Origin of the sequence: Polaromonas sp. CG_9.7 (assembly GCF_015752205.1) — a bacterium.
Classification (GTDB): Bacteria; Pseudomonadota; Gammaproteobacteria; order Burkholderiales; family Burkholderiaceae_C; genus Polaromonas.
This window is the reverse complement of sequence record NZ_JADOVG010000023.1, coordinates 1-15,480: the sequence shown is the minus strand read 5'-3', so window position 1 is coordinate 15,480 and position 15,480 is coordinate 1. Positions and strand designations below refer to the sequence as shown.

The following is a 15,480-nucleotide window of genomic DNA, read 5'->3' as shown; positions in this document are numbered from 1 at the left end:
ATTAATCGCTGGGCTGTCGGGCTTGTGCCTTCCTAAAGCGCCTTGCAGGCATAACCAAGCTTTGGACCCGAGGTGAAACGCCGATCAGCGTGCGGAAAGTCAAATTAGCTGAACCACATCGTCGCGCAGAATCATGGGGCAGAAAAGCAGTCTACCAAACCAGGTTCACACCCTCTCCATTCGCAGAGCGCCGAGCGCATGGCACGTGCAATCAGCTGCTGACGCTCGCGCGGCATGCGATCAATGGTGGAGGCCACACTGATCGCCGCCACTGGTGCACCTTTGGCATTAAGCACTGACATGCCGACTGCCAACACGCCTTGGGTGGCATGGTTGCCAATGACTGACCAACCGCGCTCGCGTGTGGCGCGCACAAGAATTTGCATACGTTCTGGCGTCATGCCGCCATAGCCATCAAGGGTGGGTGCATTGGCAACAATTGCGGCGCTGACTTCTTCGTCTGGCAGCGCCGCCAGCAAAGCCAGTCCGGCTGCCCCCACACCCAGTGGCTGCCGTGTACCGACTTGAATGACCAGCATTTGCACCGGGTGCGTGCCTACATGGCGCGCAATGCAGTGCGACAAAGATCCCTGACGTACAACCGCAAACGCAGCATCACCGTAAACCGCACTGACTTGGGCCAACAAGGGTTGGAGCGACATAGCAATATTGGAAACACCCAGCGGCTGTGCAAGCGCGGCAAGCCGTGTGCCCGCCACGTAACGAAAGCGCCCACACTGGTCATGGCCTGCGGCGTGCTGGCCCAGGACGGCCAGTGGTCGGCGCCCGCGCGCCAGCCCGACTTCTTATTTCCAGTGCATGCGCTGTCCAAGGTGTTTCGAGGCAAGTTCATGGCCGCGCTTACAAGCGCGCGCAAGGCCGGAAAGACCGAACGCGACCCGCAGCGCCAAGCGCCTGCCTGGCGCGAGCGGTACCAGCAGCTCTACCGACATGACTGGGTCGTGTATGCCAAAACACCGTTAGGCGGGCCGGCGCAGGTGCTGGATTACCTGAGCAGCTACACGCACCGCACGGCCATCAGCAACGAACGCATCTCATCGGTCGGCCCCAGCGAAGTCGCCTTCAAGGTCCGCGCCGATGCGCATGGGGGAAAACGCATCGTGCGGCTGCCCGGCGTAGAGTTCGTGCGCCGCGTCCTGCAGCATGTGCTGCCCAGCGGCCTCAAGCGCATTCGCCACTACGGGGTGCTCGCTTCGAGCTGCAAGGCGGTCAAGCTAGGTGCTGCGCGCCTGGCCCTGGAGATGCCAGTCATCGACCCTCAGATTACTGAGCCGGTCAAAGCCTTCATGGCAAGGGTGGCCAGGTTTGACGTGGACCTGTGCCCGTGCTGCGGGGCGGGACGGCTGCATGTTAGCGGGACACTGCCAGGTGCCAGACAGTTGCCAGCGCCCGGCACCACGACCATGTGGCCACAAGGCCGTGGGCCGCCATGACGACGGAACCCGGATCCTCACTGCCGCTGCATGGCACGCCCTGGCGTTGCCGGCCGTACTGTGCGCGGCATTCCCACATCTCAGCGCGAACCATCCCAAATGACCACGCCATCCCAGATTTGAGGCCGTGTTGCGTGAGCGGCGGCCTTGCACCTCGCCCGTTTGCAGCGCCAGCGCCCTCTTGAACTGATCCGGCCGGCACGGCGAAGCTTTCAATCCCCCTTTTCTTGCTACCGTCCAGGGGGGCGGTTCAGTCCAACAGGTTTATCTGCCGCTGATCAGCAGCAGTGAGCCTGGCTTGCAGCGCGGCAGCGGCCGATAAACGCTATTCGTTTTCGATGATTGGCTGGATGAAAGGATCAAAGGATCAAAGGATCAAACGTTAGCGATAACCTTAGCTCAGATCAAAATCCGCTCTACATCGTCAAGCGAAATCTGATCGTTTCGTCGGCATATAGGCCTGGCGCTTACGCTTTCATGTTTGGCCATATGCTGGGCAATTTCTAGCTTGCTGCCATTGCGTAGGCATTCACTGATACGGGTAGCCCGCAAGGGGCCACTGCCCCCGCAACGCTAAAAGATGCTGCGCTACTACCGTAAGTTGAAGTAGGCCTGCTGCACCTGTCCGCTATTCAAGGTCAGCTGCAAGGCGTAGCAACCGGGCGCCGAAGGGCTGGCCCAGTTGTAGTGGTACTGGTGGCCTCCCGCGTCATAGGTCAGCCCGCTTTTGCCCGGGTTCTGCGCTTTCATGCCATCGGCCAAGGTGCTGGTGAACGAGCCACACTGGGCGGCCTTGAAGGTTACCGACTGCACGGCGTCAAGCGTTGTGACAAATTTTCCGTCCTTGTCCTTGAGCTGCCATTTGAGAGGGTAGTTGCGTCCCGCCTTGCCCATGTTGACCCCCATCGGATTGTTGACCGGGGCCTGAAATCCGCTGAGGGTGTAGGGGCCAGTAGCCGAGGCAATGGATACGTTAGCGGCAAGGCTGTGAAGTGAGCCGGCTGCAATTGCTGTCACGCCCGCTAAACCAGGCGGAACGATATTCGGTCCCAGGAAGCTGCTGCCCCAAGCCACTACCGTGCCATCGCTTTTAAGCGCCAAGGAGGGGGCGGCGCCGGCTGCAATCGCTATCACGTTCTTCAAGCCCGCGGGAACATCGGTCTCCCCACTGAGGTTCGAGCCCCATGCCACAACCGTACCATCGCGCTTAAGCGCCATCACGTGATACCAGCCCGCAGAAATCGCTTGCACATCTTTCAAGCCCGGCGGAATGCCAAGCTGTTGAAGGGGGCCAAAGCCCCATCCCCAACCTACAACCGTGCCATCTTTTTTGAGCGCAAAGCTGCTACGAACGCCAACGGACACCGCGGTCACGCCGGTCAAGCCCGCGGGTACGTTGATTTGACCCTCATCGTTGTTGCCCCAAGCCACAACCGTACCGTCGCTTTTAACGGCCAGGTTGTGCGCGTAGCCGGCCGCAATCGCGGTCACGCCGGTCAAACCTGCCGGAATATTGTTCTGTCCAAAATAGTTCCAACCCCAACTCCTCACCGTGCCATCGCCCAGGAGGGCCAGGCCGTGGTAATTGCCTTGTGCAATCGCAACCACATTGGTCAGGCCCGGCGGAACGTTGATGGCTCCAAAGTCGTTCTTGCCCCAGGCCACGATCGTGCCATCGGTTTTGAGTGCCATGCTGGAGTGAAAGCTGGCCGAAATCGCTTTTACGTTATCCAGGCCTACCGGAGGCGATGCCTGCCCAAACTCGTTGTAGCCCCAGCCCGTGACAGTGCCCGGAGCAAGGGTTTGAGCGAATGCATGAGGCGCTACGGTAGCAACCCAGAGCGGTGCAAGGCACAGCAAGAGTGCGCGACGGCCATGCCGCGATAGCCGGTTCAAGCCACTTGTGCCAGAAGAATCTGGATGCTTTTTGATGTGCAGAATCATGGTGTCTTTCAGCGGGGAATTAAGAGGAAAGGGTCGTAGCCCATGTCATGGGGTCATATTCGAGACGGATACAGTACACCTGCAAAATTCAAAAAGATACTCACTTGATTTACAACTGTTCACCTCCGCGCTGCTTCATCAGCCTCCACCACTGTCAGCATTGCTGCAGTCTTAAAGTACTATTTAGTAAAGACAAAACACAAAAAGGTTGAGCCAAATACCTCGTATGTTCTCGGTACAGGGATAGCTCTAGCGGTTACGTAAGACGTCAGTGGTGACACGTCTTACGTTCAGTGCGTACCTAATTAAGTGGATAAAGCAACTTCTTTTCTGTAAAAAACAGCGGGGGCGAAATGTGTGAGCCATTGATTTTTGACGCCAGGCGCTGCAGCGTGTTTGAATCGCCTGACTTCGTTTTACTGAAGGATCCCCCATCATGACCTCTGCTTTTGCCTATGCCAGCGATGCGCCCTCACGGGGCGCGATCGATGCTTTGAGCGGGACGGCGCTGCTGGAGTTTGGCACCGATTGGTGCGGTCACTGCCTGGCCAGCGCGCCCATCGTTTCCAAGGCATTGGCTGCCCACCCTGCGGTCCAGCACCTCAAGGTCGAGGATGGCCGCGGCCGGGCGCTGGGCCGGTCGTTTCAGGTCAAGCTGTGGCCGACCCTGATTTTCCTGGCCAATGGGAAGGAAGTGGCCCGCTTGGTGCGGCCAACAGACGGGCATGCCGTGGCGCAGGCGCTGGCGGCCATTGATCCGATTGATCCTGCCAAGTGATGCGCAGCCAGGGCTTGGCTGCCGCTGCCCTGGCAACTTAGCATTGAACGCCAAGCACGCGCGGCGCAAAAGCCCAGCGCTGACGATGGACCCTTTCTATCCCCGAAGCGAAGCGCTGCTGCCTGTGAAGCAGCACGGGCCCCGGTGCAATATTGCCCTCGGGATCTATAAGCTATTTTCTTGTTTACGCTTCCACGCGCCAGTAATGCGCATTGAACGGGCTGCTCATACGCAGCGCCAGCGGTGAAACGTCGTACAGCTTGTCGGTCGCCATGGGCTCGTCGCCTTTCATGAGGATCGGTTTGGAGAGGCTTTTTTGGCCTGGTGGAGCAGGGGCCGGTTTGCGGGCAACGGCAAAGGTATAAAAGCATCGAAAAGGAAGCTTGCGTTCTGCCGAGTAGTCGGCGGCATCGCGAAAAATGTCCAGGAGCTGCTCGCGCGCTTCTTTGTCAAATTTGGCATGCGCCGGAATCTGTTCGATCACCACAACAAAGCGCACCTCGATCGGCACGTCGCGGTTTTGGTTGATCCCGTCCATGGCCGCCTTGTTGGCGCCACTCTTGTCCATCGTGACCTTCTCTGGATCTCAGTTTTGGCGCATCGCCTTTCGAAAAAGCGGGTCGCTGCCACCATACGCGCCTGGCTCAGAGCAGGAAATCGATGGTGACGCCTTCCCTTGTCCACCGCACGATACAGGTACTTCAACTGGCCATTGACCAAGATGCAGGTCTCATCCATGCGCCAACTGGCGCCAACTGCCCGCTTGTGCTTTCTGAATACCTTCTCCAGCAATGGCAAAAACTTGATCGCCCAGCGGCTGACGCTGGAGTGATCAACATGCACGCCACGTTCGTGCATCATTTCTTCCAGGTTGCGGTAACTCAGTAGGTACGCTGCGTACCAACGGACGCACAGCGGAATGATTTCCTTCGGAAATCGCATCCCCTTCATCTTCAACATCCCCCGTTCCAACCATTGAATTTCAGGCTGTCAGCATAACGCCATCATTGGCTAGCACTGCTAATGCGACAAAACCAAAAAGCTTTGGTAAGCGACAACCAATTTCAATACTAGGGAAATTACTAGTTGACCGATCAACTAGTAATTCATAAAGTTATTCCAGAAGTAGGGTGAGCAGTTGGAAACAGCCGATTGCACCGTCATCAAAGTTTTATCCAAATTCGCAAAGCACAAAAGGAAACTATATGCACGGTGCATTGGGTCAGGCCCTCGACACGGCCTTCCGGGAATTTGGGCAGGCGACAGCAGTATCTGGTGCTTCCATGACTCTTACATACCAACAGCTAGCCGACCATGCGCATGGAATCGCTGTAAGACTTTTAGCTAAAGGAATGACAAAAGATGAGCCTGTTCATTTGTGCGTTTCGAATCAACCTTTGGATATTGCTGCCTTACTAGGTATTTGGCTTGCGGGTGGCGTGGCTGTTCCGATCCATCGCACGACACCGCCATCAATTGCGGCAGGATTTCAACAACGAACGCATGCGCGGTTCCTCGTCGATTTTCGGACGCAGATCGACGACGCTAACCCGCTGACTCTGATCGCGACTGAAGCTCCGCCGGAGCGATCGCTGTTGGATGCTGCTGCCTTAATCGTCTTCACGTCGGGTTCGACCGGGGTTCCCAAGGGAGTGGTGGTTACGCACGAGGCATTTCTTGGAAAGATGGAGCAGGTCGACAGCTTGCTAAACTTCAAGTTGGGCGAGCGGACCCTGTTAACCCTCAACATCACCTTTAGCTTTGGACTGTGGGTCAGCCTCCTAACTCTATTGCGCGGAGGGTTGCTGGTAATGCAGTCGAAGTTCGAGCCCGACACTTTCCTCGACGCTCTTGTCACGGAACGAATCACGCGCGTAGGAATGGTTCCGACAATGATGCGTGTGCTGTTCTCCGATGCGCGGCACGAAGCAGCGATTGATCGCGTTACCCAACAGGGTTGCCTACGTCAAATTCTCATCGGCGGAGAGTCGCTTGGCCGCTCCCTCGCAAATACGATCCGAAAAAGTTTTTCGAAGACTGCCCTAATCGACATTTACGGGCTGACCGAAACAGCAACATGTGACTTCTTTGCCTTCCCCTCAGACTACGCGAGGTACCCCGGGAGTATTGGAAGGCCATCGCCGAATGTGCGCTTTCGAATCGTTGATGCGGAAGACCAACCTGTCGACGCAGGAACAGTCGGGGAACTACAGATTCGCAGTCCATACCTTATGCAAGGCTATCTCGACGATTCCGCTCTGACTACGGCGGCCTATCGCGAGGGCTGGTTTAAGACTGGTGATCTCGGGCGCGTACTGGACGGCCAGGTAGTGGAGCTTATGGGGCGGCTGAAGGAAGTGATCAGCCGCGCAGGCAATAAGGTTACACCGGTCGAAATCGAACAATCGATCTGCTCGCATGCGGATGTCGCTGCAGCGATGGCGGTCGGTATCGACGATCCCCTGCTCGGACAGCGAATTCATCTGCTGTTAGTGCCTCGAAGCGGCTCAACGCTTAGCTTGAACGCGATGCGTAAGCACCTCGAAATGCACCTCGAGCGGTTCAAGCATCCTGATTTCTATTATCGGGCCGAGGCTCTACCCCTCGGTCGTACGGGAAAGGCGGATCGCGAGCAGTTTAAGGCTTCGATCGCCACGGGCGCAGTTGCGCCGATCCAGCTTTGAGTGTGTGCATCCCAAATTGCATTGAATCACCGAAACAATCCTGACTGAAATACCATGACTTTCTACCAATCAATCGTTTTAGACGTTAGCGACCATGTCGCGCATATCATCCTTAATCGCCCCGAAAGACTCAATGCCTTGAACAAGGCCTCGCTTGAGGAAATCAACCTCGCGATGGATCAGGCTGAGGCCGATGCCAATGTGCGCGTCATCATCGTCAGCGGTAGCGGCCGCGCATTTTCATCAGGATTCGACCTCAAGGCACAGATGGAACAGCAGCCTGAAGGCGCAAAGGTTTGGCGCGAAATCCTAGACCTCGACTTCAACACAACGATGCGCTTCTGGAACAGCCCGAAACCGACCATCGCTGCGGTCCACGGTGCCTGCCTGGCCGGTGCCTTTGAACTGGCAATGGCGTGCGATATTACGATTGCGTCCGAAGACGCAGTCTTCGGCGAGCCTGAACTCAAGTTCGGCGCAGGCATCGTAACCATGTTGCTTCCATGGATGACCAGTCCCAAGCAAGCCAAGCGCATCATTCTAATGGCCGACGATCGCATTTCAGCGAACGATGCGCTCACCATGGGACTTGTGAGCCGTGTGGTCGCACTGGGCACGCACGTTGAAGAGGCGCTGCGCGCTGCACGCAGCATAGCGTTGATGGACCCAAGTCTGGTGGCCGAAACGAAGAAGGCTCTTAACCGCACGTACGAGATCCAGGGAATGTCGACAGCGCTAAAGGTGGCGCTCGACATCGACCACACTATCGAATCACACGGCTCTCCCGACAAGCGTGCGTTCATGGACATCGCGCGCGAGCGAGGCATGCGTAATGCGATTGCATGGCGCGACGAACGGTTTGCCAAAGGGCAATCGTGAAAATTCCTCCCGTTGCATGGATTGTTCTCGCACAACTGTGCGGTACGTCGCTTTGGTTCAGCGCCAATAGCGCAGCTGACGACCTGCAGCGCATCTGGGGCCTTTCAACGGGCGATTTAGGCTGGCTGACAAATGCTGTTCAGGGTGGATTCATCATCGGTACGCTGACGTTCGGATTGACCGGTTTCGCTGACCGCTTTCCAGCGAGTCGCATCTTCACGATTTGTAGCTTGCTGGGTGCGATCTTCAACGCAGGATTCGCATTCGCCAGTAACGATCTGCCTTCTGCGATGTGGTTTCGATTTGCGGTAGGCATCACGCTGGCCGGTATCTATCCTCTTGGGATGAAGTTAATCGTGAGCTGGGATCCGCTGCGCGCGGGCCAGAGTCTCGGATTGCTCGTTGGCATGCTAACGCTAGGCACCGCACTCCCACACGGAATTCGAATGATGGGCGGCGCGATCTCTTGGCAGGGGGTCATCCTAACGTCTTCGGCACTGGCAGTGATTGGCGCCGTTGTGATCGCACTGCTAGGCGATGGTCCACACTTAAAAGTCAAGAGTCGCGTACAAAACGTCACCCACCAACACGTATTTAGTGCTTTCCGAGTGCCTGACTTCCGTGCATCAGCGTTCGGTTACTTCGGGCACATGTGGGAACTCTACGCGTTCTGGACGCTGGTGCCTGTGTTGCTGGTGCCTGTGTTAAGTCGTGAGGGAGCCTCGTCACCAGCGTTGATATCGGGGTGGGCTTTCGCCGTGATCGCGATGGGCACGATCGGATGCACCGCAGGGGGAGTGCTTAGCCGAAGATTTGGTAGTGCCAAGGTCGCGTGGTGGGCCTTAATTACGTCAGGAGGGGTCTGCTTCCTCTACCCGTTTCTCGACGAGTTGCCGTCTGGTATTGTGATCACTGTCATGCTGATTTGGGGACTTGCTGTGGTTGCCGATTCCCCTCAGTTCTCGGCGCTTTCAATCAAGGCCTGCCCTCCTGATCTGGTGGGCAGCGCTCTGACTATCCAAAATAGTATCGGTTTTCTTCTGACTACATTTTCGATACTGCTCGCTACGTCAGCGCAGCCATTGATAGGCAGCAAAATCGCGTGGATCTTGCTGCCAGGGCCAGTCATCGGTCTTATTTGCATGCGTACTCTTTTGAGACCTTCCGCGCCACCGGCGAATACCACAAGAGTTGTTTGATCCAATGACGCCTGACCACTATTGCGGCAATGCACACCAATCGAAACACGAACAATAACGACTACAGCCTCTACTATGAACAAGATTCCAGAAAAAACACCGCTAAAGCGCCGAGGTGACATCAAGCGCAAGTTGCTTATCGATGTTGGAACAGCTTTATTCACCCAAAAAGGCTTCTTCAATACCGGCCTCGACGAAATCGTACAAACGGCTGGGGTTCCAAAAGGTTCTTTCTACTACTACTTCGGCACTAAGGAGGAGTACGTGTTTGAAGTGATAAAAAACTACGAAACCTACTTCGCCAAAAAGCTGGATCGCGCGTTAAACGAGGAAAGCCTAACGCCGCTGAAACGGCTGAAATCTTTCACTGAAGAAGCGACTAATGCTGTGCAGCGTTTCGAATTCAAACGCGGCTGCCTGGTAGGCAATCTGGGCCAAGAAATGGCTAGCCTGGAAGACGGCGTTAGGGTGCGTCTTCTTGAGTTGCTGAACGAATGGCAGCATCGTTTCAGCTCATGCATCGACGATGCTAAGGCCGCCGGAGAAATCTCTACATCGGTTGACTCGCAACAACTCGCGCAGTTCTTTTGGAGCGCTTGGGAGGGTGCGGTGCTATGCGCCAAGCTTGAGCGCTCTACCAAACCCCTTGAAAATATCAGCATGCTTTTCTTCGACCACATGCTCCTACCAGTTCGACCCACGCTGTCAGAACGTGCACGTACCTGATTTCTAAATGTTTGAACTTTATTAAAGGAATCTATGTTTTCTGCCATTTATCTCGAACAAAACACTGACAAGATCACATCAGCATCCGTAAAGAAGCTGGATGACAGTGCACTACCGGTGTTTGAGTCCAACGCTGTCACAGTCGATGTTGCGTTCTCAACGGTCAACTACAAAGATGGCCTCGCGATTACAGGAAAATCGCCAGTAGTCAGAAAATTTCCAATGGTTCCCGGAATCGATTTTGCTGGTACCGTCACCGCAAGCGAAGACCCCAATTGGGTAATGGGTGACAAAGTCATCCTCAACGGCTGGGGCGTTGGTGAATCGCACTGGGGCGGGCTCGCGCAGAAGGCACGTGTCAAAGGAGACTGGTTAGTACGCTTACCCGAATCCTTAACAGCCTTTGATGCCATGGCAATTGGCACGGCAGGTTACACCGCGATGCTGTGCGTGCTCGGACTCGAACAACAAGGGTTAAAGCCGGACGACGGTGAGATCCTGGTAACGGGTGCTACCGGTGGCGTAGGGTCGGTGGCGGTGTCGTTACTTACAGGGCTGGGCTACCGTGTCGTTGCGTCCACAGGTAAGGCAACGGAGCACGGCTATTTGGAATCGCTCGGCGCCAAAGAAATTATTGACCGTAATTCACTTTCCGTCGCTGGCAAGCCTTTGCAGAAAGAGCGATGGGCGGGTGTGATTGATACGCTCGGCTCGCACACACTCGCCAACGCATGCGCATCAACTCGATATGGTGGCACAGTGACCGCCTGCGGCCTCGCTCAGGGAATGGATTTCCCAGTCACTGTCGCGCCTTTTATTTTGCGCGGCGTGAAGCTCATCGGAATCGATAGCGTGATGGCGCCCCAGAGTATGCGCAAACAAGCGTGGGCGCGACTCGCTAAAGATCTGGATCGCAACGCGATCGCAGCTATTGCACAACGTGTCAATTTGGCCGATGCACCTGAAATTGCAAAAAATATTCTCGCCGGCACTGTTCGTGGGCGTTTTGTGGTTGATGTTAACGCTTAAGGTCGTCAAGATTACGCGTGATCGCCCGCCAATAGTTCAATAAACAGAAAGCAGAGATTATGAAAACGAAACATAAACGTTTGGTAGCTGTAGCATGTTCTTTAGTAACACTCGCGGGAAGCGGCGCAGCAATCTCACAAAACTCCAGCAATGTTGTCCGCATCGGGTTCATCACCGATATATCCGGACTCTATTCGGACATTGACGGTCCTGGCGGCGTGGAAGCGATCAAGATGGCTATCGCCGACTTCGGTGGTGAGGTCAACGGCAAGAAGATTGAATTGTTGGTGGCTGATCATCAAAATAAAGCCGATATAGCCGCGTCCAAGTCCCGTGAATGGATTGATCAGCAGAACGTCGACGTCTTGATCGGCGGCACCAATTCGGGCGTGACACTGGCGATGAACAAAGTAGCAGCTGAAAAGAAGAAGCCAATCATCGTGGTTTCCGCAGGTACATCGCGCCTTACCAACGAAGAGTGCACGCCGTACACCGTGCACTACTCGTACGACACGGTCGCACTGTCGAAGGTCGCGGGTTCAGCGATCGTCAAGCAGGGCGGTGACTCCTGGTACTTCCTCGCTGCCGATTATGCCTTTGGCGCCTCTCTTGAAAAGGACGCGTCTGATGTAGTCAAAGCCAACGGAGGAAAGGTTTTAGGCAGTGTCAAACATCCACTGAACACCTCAGACTTCGCATCTTTCCTACTTCAGGCGCAGAGCTCAAAAGCCAAGATTCTTGGCTTGGCGAACTCAGGAGGTGATACGGTCAACGCCATCAAAGCAGCCAACGAATTCGGCATCACAAAAACCATGAAACTGGCAGGCCTGCTGATGTTCATCACCGACGTACATGCGTTGGGTTTGAACGCCACAAAGGGTATGTATCTGGCCGACGCCTGGTATTGGGATCGCACCCCCGAGACGCGAGAATGGTCCAAACGTTATTTTCAGAAAATGAATAAGGAACCCTCGTCAACGCAGGCTGCGGACTACTCGGCCACTATGACTTATCTGAAAGCCGTGAAGGCAGTTGGCTCTACCGACGGCGACAAAGTCATGGCCAAAATGAAGTCAACGAAGATCAACGATATGTTCGCTACAAACGGAACTATCCGAGCCGATGGCCGCATGGTCCACGACATGTTCTTGATGCAAGTCAAGGACCCCAGCGAGTCAAAGTATCCGTGGGATTACTACAAGTTGATCACAATAGTACCAGGCGATCAGGCTTTTGCGACGAAGTCTGAGTCGAAGTGTTCATTGTGGAAATGAGGGTTGGCGCCCTGAGCACCGGACGTTGACGATACAGGCACTGGGGCGACGACAAGCGCACCCCATGCACCTGGCCACAGACCGATTCACGACCGAAGAGGAGACAATTTGATGGAAAATCGAACCCCTGCAGCCACTGCCGATGCCGAGCGCATGCGCAGCCTCCGAAGACGCTTTTTGATCAACGGCACGGCAGCCATCGTCGGTGCCGCAGGTACCGCGCGCGCAGCGGCGCCGCTGAGCGCGGTTGAACGCGAGGTGCCAGCCGATGCGACCAAGATCCAGGGCTATCCGCTGGAGGACTCCAGCTATGGCTCGCGCTCGCAGTTTGAGACTGAAGTGCGCACACGTTTCAAGACTGCGACACCGCAGTCGTCGTGGACCTTGACGCCGTTGCAGAACAGCATCGGCATCATCACGCCTTCGGGCCTTCACTTCGAGCGCAGCCACGGCGGCACTGCGGTGATCGACCCGGCCAAGCACATGCTGTACGTGCATGGCATGGTCAAGCAGCCACGCAAGTTTACGATGGCCGACATCCGGCGCTTCCCGTCGCTGTCGCGCATCATGTTCATCGAGTGCTCGGGCAACGGCCTGACCGAATGGTCCAAGCCGACACTGAAGACGGTGCAGGGAACGCATGGCCTCACCTCGTGCTCCGAATGGACCGGCGTGCCTCTGGCCACGGTGCTGCGCGAAGCGGGTCTTCGCACCGATGCTAAATGGCTGCTGGCCGAAGGCGGCGACGCCTCGGTAATGACACGCAGCATCCCGATGGCCAAGGCGCTGAAGGACTGTCTGGTGGCTTACGGCCAGAACGGAGAAGCGCTGCGGCCCGAGCAGGGCTATCCGCTTCGGTTGATCGTTCCGGGCTACGAAGGCAACACCCACATCAAGTGGCTGCGCCGCATCGAAGTCTCCGACACGCCCTTCATGACGCGCGAGGAGACCTCCAAGTACACCGACCTGATGCCCAACGGCAAGGCGGTGCAGTTTTCGTTCGAGATGGATGCCAAGTCCGTCATCACTTCGCCCTCCGGCGAAATGCAACTCGATGGTCCGGGCTTTCAGGAGATCACTGGATTAGCGTGGTCCGGTCGCGGGGCAATCAAGAAGGTAGAGGTCTCGACCAACGGCGGCGCGACCTGGAAGACGGCAGCGCTGCAGGGCCCTTTTCTGCCCATTTGCCACACGCGCTTTCGATTGCCTTGGCGGTGGGACGGCAAAGCGGCCATCCTGCAAAGCCGCTGCACTGACGACATGGGCTACGTGCAACCCACACTCGGGCAGGTGATTGCCGCGCGCGGCGGTGCGCTGAATGGTCCAACCGGCTCCATCTATCACTTGAATGCCATTCAGAGCTGGCAGGTCGCGAACGACGGAAAGGTCTCCAATGTCCACCACTATTGAGCGCGGACTTCGTTTCGCCGCCTTCTGTCTACTCACCAGTTCGTGCTTCGCGGCGAGTAACGACGCCGCCGACGGATTCGGCATCGGCAGCACTGCGACCGCCGACGAATTGAAGAACTTTGTCTCACCGCTGCCCGATGGGCGCGGCCTGCCGCCTGGATCGGGCTCGGTCGTGCAGGGAAAAGCGATCTACGAGGCACAGTGCGTGGCCTGCCACGGCGACAAGTTGCAGGGCGGTATCGGAGACAAGCTCATCGGTGGTCGCGGCAGCCTGGTCAACAGCGACGCCAAGAAGGCGCCCGTGAAGACGATCGAGAGCTACTGGCCGTATGCGACTACGCTGTTCGACTACGTCAAGCGTGCAATGCCTCTGTACACGCCAGGCAGTCTGAGCAACGACGAGGTTTATGCCATCTCGGCCTACATCCTCTCGGAGGCGAAGATCGTCGGTCCCGATGTCACGCTCGACGCCCGCACGCTGCCCCAGGTGCAGATGCCGAACCGAAATGGCTTCGTCGCGGATCACCGGCCGGAAAGTTTCGTACCCGCTTCCAAGGCGCCGCACTCGAACTGAGCAAGCTAGAGGGCTCACGTGCCGCCGGGTTCATTCGCACATCAACAACGCTTTGTTTCCGATGCGGCGATACCGATGCACAGCGTCGCACTCCTCGAAGCGGTGGCTCTGAACGGCAGACTCACGCCCAAGGCCTGAACGGACCGCGAAGGCATGGCCCGGCCGGCACTCGATCTGGTGGCCAGCTAGGTGCTCACCGCCTACCAAGTCACGCGCAAGCGCAGGGCGATCGAGCGCAAACCGACAGACCCGCCCGAACCCCGGACGACAACTCGGCACGACGAGTTTGAAGATGGGAGCCCGTTGGACTTTTGAGCGGTTGTGGATCGCATCGCAATCAACTCGATCGCTTGAGTTGCGCGTAGAAGTTTTCATGCGGCCCCACAGCGAGCAGCACCACTTCGTCAGGCGAGTGCTTGTCAGGCTTCAAGCTGTACGCCAGCAGCGTCTCTTGCTGGTTGAGCTTGAATTTATAGACAAAAACACCCGACAGGTCACCCTTTTTTTCTTCGCCGAGCGCCGGATCATCGGCAACGCTTTTGACCGCCTGGTCCAGGACCTTCTTTTCTCTGGCGTGAAGCTTCTTGGCAATGCGGGCAAACGACGGCGTCGCGACAACAGCCAATGCCACCGGACTAACCGAACGTATACGCTGAAACCCGGCCTGCTTTGGCCTCTTCAAGCGAGAGCATCGTGTCCTGGATCAATCGCAGCGGCAGTTCCGGATTTTCCAGCACGGCTTTTCCGATGCGGGCCCAATACTCGATTTGCTTGGGCACCGAGCGGTGTTCAGCGGCCGCAACGGCTTTGGCGTCCTGCACCAATTCATCAGACAATTTCAAAGCCACCGCCATCTTCATCTCCTTGTTTGACGGGCTAATATGGCATAAAAAGCAACTTTTTGCAACCCGTCACGATGACAAACCTCTGGCTTGCCATGGTGTACGTGAAGTTGCCAACGGCATGACATGCGCCTTTCTCTTTCCAGACTGATTTATCCCATTTCCGGCAGTTGAAGCCAAGTAACCCGGCTGCAAGCTAGACTGGGAGCCAGTTTCAACGAATTTGCAGGAGTCACCAAGTGGGTGAAGCAAAAAGGCTCGAAAAACTGGCGTTGACACCCTGATGGGGCCGCTGGCCAACGCGCGCAGAATCACGGCGATGGCCGAGTTTACCCAGGATGCGGTCGAGCGTGGCGCTACGCTGCTGGCCGGTGGCATGCGCATCGGCGAGTCGGGCAATTTCTGGCAGCCTACCGTACTGGCCGACGTACCGCAGGGCGCCAGGATACTCAACGACGAACCCTTTGGCCCGGTGGCCGCCATTCAGAGCTTCAACACGCTCGATGAAGCCATCCTCGAGGCAAACCGTCTGCCTTTCGGCCTGGCCGGCTATGCCCATTTCGTTATACACAACTCCGGCAAAATTCCCCCCCAAGAAAGATTTGAAGGAAAACGATGGGCTGGGCAGGCACTGAATTTGAGACGATAGACTTGGGCGATGAGCGGCGCAACAAGCGGGCCATCCGG

At 56.6% G+C, this 15,480-nt stretch carries 15 protein-coding genes and 3 pseudogenes; 12 read left to right on the top strand and 6 right to left on the bottom strand.

The window, feature by feature from the left end:
* Positions 1 to 131: 131 nt before the first annotated feature.
* Positions 132 to 734 (bottom strand): annotated as a pseudogene (locus IWX87_RS17380) (IclR family transcriptional regulator C-terminal domain-containing protein); the annotation flags it as partial.
* A 9-nt stretch (positions 735 to 743) separates the two neighbouring features.
* Here IWX87_RS17380 and IWX87_RS17375 point away from each other — a divergent pair.
* Positions 744 to 1,454, top strand: a complete 711-nt coding sequence (locus tag IWX87_RS17375; RefSeq protein ID WP_231374893.1) for a transposase — start codon at positions 744 to 746, stop codon at positions 1,452 to 1,454.
* A 591-nt stretch (positions 1,455 to 2,045) separates the two neighbouring features.
* Here IWX87_RS17375 and IWX87_RS17370 read toward each other — a convergent pair.
* Complete coding sequence (locus IWX87_RS17370) at positions 2,046 to 3,398, bottom strand: PxKF domain-containing protein (RefSeq protein WP_196864775.1); 1,353 nt, start codon at positions 3,396 to 3,398, stop codon at positions 2,046 to 2,048.
* 436 nt (positions 3,399 to 3,834) lie between these two features.
* Between IWX87_RS17370 and IWX87_RS17365 the strand changes: the two genes are divergently transcribed.
* Positions 3,835 to 4,176, top strand: a complete 342-nt coding sequence (locus IWX87_RS17365) for a thioredoxin family protein (protein ID WP_196864774.1) — start codon at positions 3,835 to 3,837, stop codon at positions 4,174 to 4,176.
* A gap of 184 nt (positions 4,177 to 4,360) precedes the next feature.
* On the opposite strand, the pseudogene IWX87_RS20085 reads toward IWX87_RS17365, so the two are convergent.
* Together IWX87_RS20085 and IWX87_RS20080 are read right to left on the bottom strand one after the other, a co-directional pair.
* Positions 4,361 to 4,669, bottom strand: a pseudogene (locus IWX87_RS20085) (barnase inhibitor); the annotation flags it as partial.
* Entirely contained in the window at positions 4,657 to 5,118 is a 462-nt protein-coding gene (locus tag IWX87_RS20080; protein ID WP_370583950.1) for a transposase, read from the bottom strand. The gene IWX87_RS20080 and the pseudogene IWX87_RS20085, both read right to left, overlap by 13 nt.
* Positions 5,119 to 5,381: 263 nt before the next feature.
* Here IWX87_RS20080 and IWX87_RS17350 point away from each other — a divergent pair, with 263 nt between their 5' ends.
* The 8 genes from IWX87_RS17350 (at position 5,382) to IWX87_RS17315 (ending at position 13,951) form a co-directional block, all read left to right on the top strand.
* Positions 5,382 to 6,860 (top strand): class I adenylate-forming enzyme family protein, encoded by a 1,479-nt coding sequence (locus IWX87_RS17350; protein ID WP_196864772.1) that lies wholly within the window; start codon positions 5,382 to 5,384, stop codon positions 6,858 to 6,860.
* 54 nt (positions 6,861 to 6,914) lie between these two features.
* On the top strand, positions 6,915 to 7,739 hold the full coding sequence (locus IWX87_RS17345) for an enoyl-CoA hydratase/isomerase family protein (RefSeq protein ID WP_196864771.1): 825 nt from the start codon (positions 6,915 to 6,917) through the stop codon (positions 7,737 to 7,739).
* Positions 7,736 to 8,938: an MFS transporter gene (locus tag IWX87_RS17340; RefSeq protein ID WP_280757919.1), complete on the top strand. Its 1,203-nt coding sequence runs from the start codon at positions 7,736 to 7,738 to the stop codon at positions 8,936 to 8,938. Before IWX87_RS17345 ends, IWX87_RS17340 begins: the two co-directional genes overlap by 4 nt.
* A gap of 75 nt (positions 8,939 to 9,013) precedes the next feature.
* On the top strand, positions 9,014 to 9,664 hold the full coding sequence (locus tag IWX87_RS17335; RefSeq protein ID WP_231374889.1) for a TetR/AcrR family transcriptional regulator: 651 nt from the start codon (positions 9,014 to 9,016) through the stop codon (positions 9,662 to 9,664).
* A gap of 33 nt (positions 9,665 to 9,697) precedes the next feature.
* Positions 9,698 to 10,693, top strand: a complete 996-nt coding sequence (locus IWX87_RS17330; protein ID WP_196864769.1) for an MDR family oxidoreductase — start codon at positions 9,698 to 9,700, stop codon at positions 10,691 to 10,693.
* 59 nt (positions 10,694 to 10,752) lie between these two features.
* Positions 10,753 to 11,967 carry an ABC transporter substrate-binding protein gene (locus IWX87_RS17325; protein WP_196864768.1) on the top strand — a complete coding sequence of 405 codons (1,215 nt, stop codon included), beginning with the start codon at positions 10,753 to 10,755 and terminating at the stop codon, positions 11,965 to 11,967.
* Between the two features lie 111 nt (positions 11,968 to 12,078).
* Entirely contained in the window at positions 12,079 to 13,377 is a 1,299-nt protein-coding gene (gene soxC, locus IWX87_RS17320) for a sulfite dehydrogenase (RefSeq protein WP_196864767.1), read from the top strand.
* Positions 13,361 to 13,951 (top strand): c-type cytochrome, encoded by a 591-nt coding sequence (locus IWX87_RS17315; protein WP_196864766.1) that lies wholly within the window; start codon positions 13,361 to 13,363, stop codon positions 13,949 to 13,951. The genes soxC and IWX87_RS17315 overlap by 17 nt, the downstream gene beginning before the upstream one ends.
* Positions 13,952 to 14,288: 337 nt before the next feature.
* Here the strand turns inward: IWX87_RS17315 and IWX87_RS17310 are convergent, their stop codons facing one another.
* Together IWX87_RS17310 and IWX87_RS17305 are read right to left on the bottom strand one after the other, a co-directional pair.
* The gene (locus IWX87_RS17310; RefSeq protein ID WP_196864765.1) at positions 14,289 to 14,582 is read right to left on the bottom strand and encodes a type II toxin-antitoxin system RelE/ParE family toxin; all 294 of its coding nucleotides are present in this window, start codon (positions 14,580 to 14,582) and stop codon (positions 14,289 to 14,291) included.
* Between the two features lie 4 nt (positions 14,583 to 14,586).
* Positions 14,587 to 14,805 (bottom strand): hypothetical protein, encoded by a 219-nt coding sequence (locus IWX87_RS17305; RefSeq protein WP_348535239.1) that lies wholly within the window; start codon positions 14,803 to 14,805, stop codon positions 14,587 to 14,589.
* Between the two features lie 265 nt (positions 14,806 to 15,070).
* Between IWX87_RS17305 and IWX87_RS17300 the strand changes: the two are divergent.
* Both IWX87_RS17300 and IWX87_RS20075 read left to right on the top strand, forming a co-directional pair.
* Positions 15,071 to 15,353: pseudogene (locus IWX87_RS17300) on the top strand (aldehyde dehydrogenase family protein); the annotation flags it as partial.
* Between the two features lie 55 nt (positions 15,354 to 15,408).
* Positions 15,409 to 15,480: transposase DNA-binding-containing protein (locus tag IWX87_RS20075; protein ID WP_196864042.1), on the top strand; the 72-nt coding region annotated here is incomplete at its 3' end.

What these genes read in the sequence shown, in the direction of transcription:
- IWX87_RS17375 (WP_231374893.1), top strand. Translation starts at nt 744, where the DNA reads ATGGCCTGCGGCGTGCTGGCCCAGGACGGCCAGTGGTCGGCGCCCGCG.
- IWX87_RS17370 (WP_196864775.1), bottom strand. Translation starts at nt 3,398, where the DNA reads ATGATTCTGCACATCAAAAAGCATCCAGATTCTTCTGGCACAAGTGGC.
- IWX87_RS17365 (WP_196864774.1), top strand. Translation starts at nt 3,835, where the DNA reads ATGACCTCTGCTTTTGCCTATGCCAGCGATGCGCCCTCACGGGGCGCG.
- IWX87_RS20080 (WP_370583950.1), bottom strand. Translation starts at nt 5,118, where the DNA reads ATGCGATTTCCGAAGGAAATCATTCCGCTGTGCGTCCGTTGGTACGCA.
- IWX87_RS17350 (WP_196864772.1), top strand. Translation starts at nt 5,382, where the DNA reads ATGCACGGTGCATTGGGTCAGGCCCTCGACACGGCCTTCCGGGAATTT.
- IWX87_RS17345 (WP_196864771.1), top strand. Translation starts at nt 6,915, where the DNA reads ATGACTTTCTACCAATCAATCGTTTTAGACGTTAGCGACCATGTCGCG.
- IWX87_RS17335 (WP_231374889.1), top strand. Translation starts at nt 9,014, where the DNA reads ATGAACAAGATTCCAGAAAAAACACCGCTAAAGCGCCGAGGTGACATC.
- IWX87_RS17330 (WP_196864769.1), top strand. Translation starts at nt 9,698, where the DNA reads ATGTTTTCTGCCATTTATCTCGAACAAAACACTGACAAGATCACATCA.
- IWX87_RS17325 (WP_196864768.1), top strand. Translation starts at nt 10,753, where the DNA reads ATGAAAACGAAACATAAACGTTTGGTAGCTGTAGCATGTTCTTTAGTA.
- soxC (WP_196864767.1), top strand. Translation starts at nt 12,079, where the DNA reads ATGGAAAATCGAACCCCTGCAGCCACTGCCGATGCCGAGCGCATGCGC.
- IWX87_RS17315 (WP_196864766.1), top strand. Translation starts at nt 13,361, where the DNA reads ATGTCCACCACTATTGAGCGCGGACTTCGTTTCGCCGCCTTCTGTCTA.
- IWX87_RS17305 (WP_348535239.1), bottom strand. Translation starts at nt 14,805, where the DNA reads ATGGCGGTGGCTTTGAAATTGTCTGATGAATTGGTGCAGGACGCCAAA.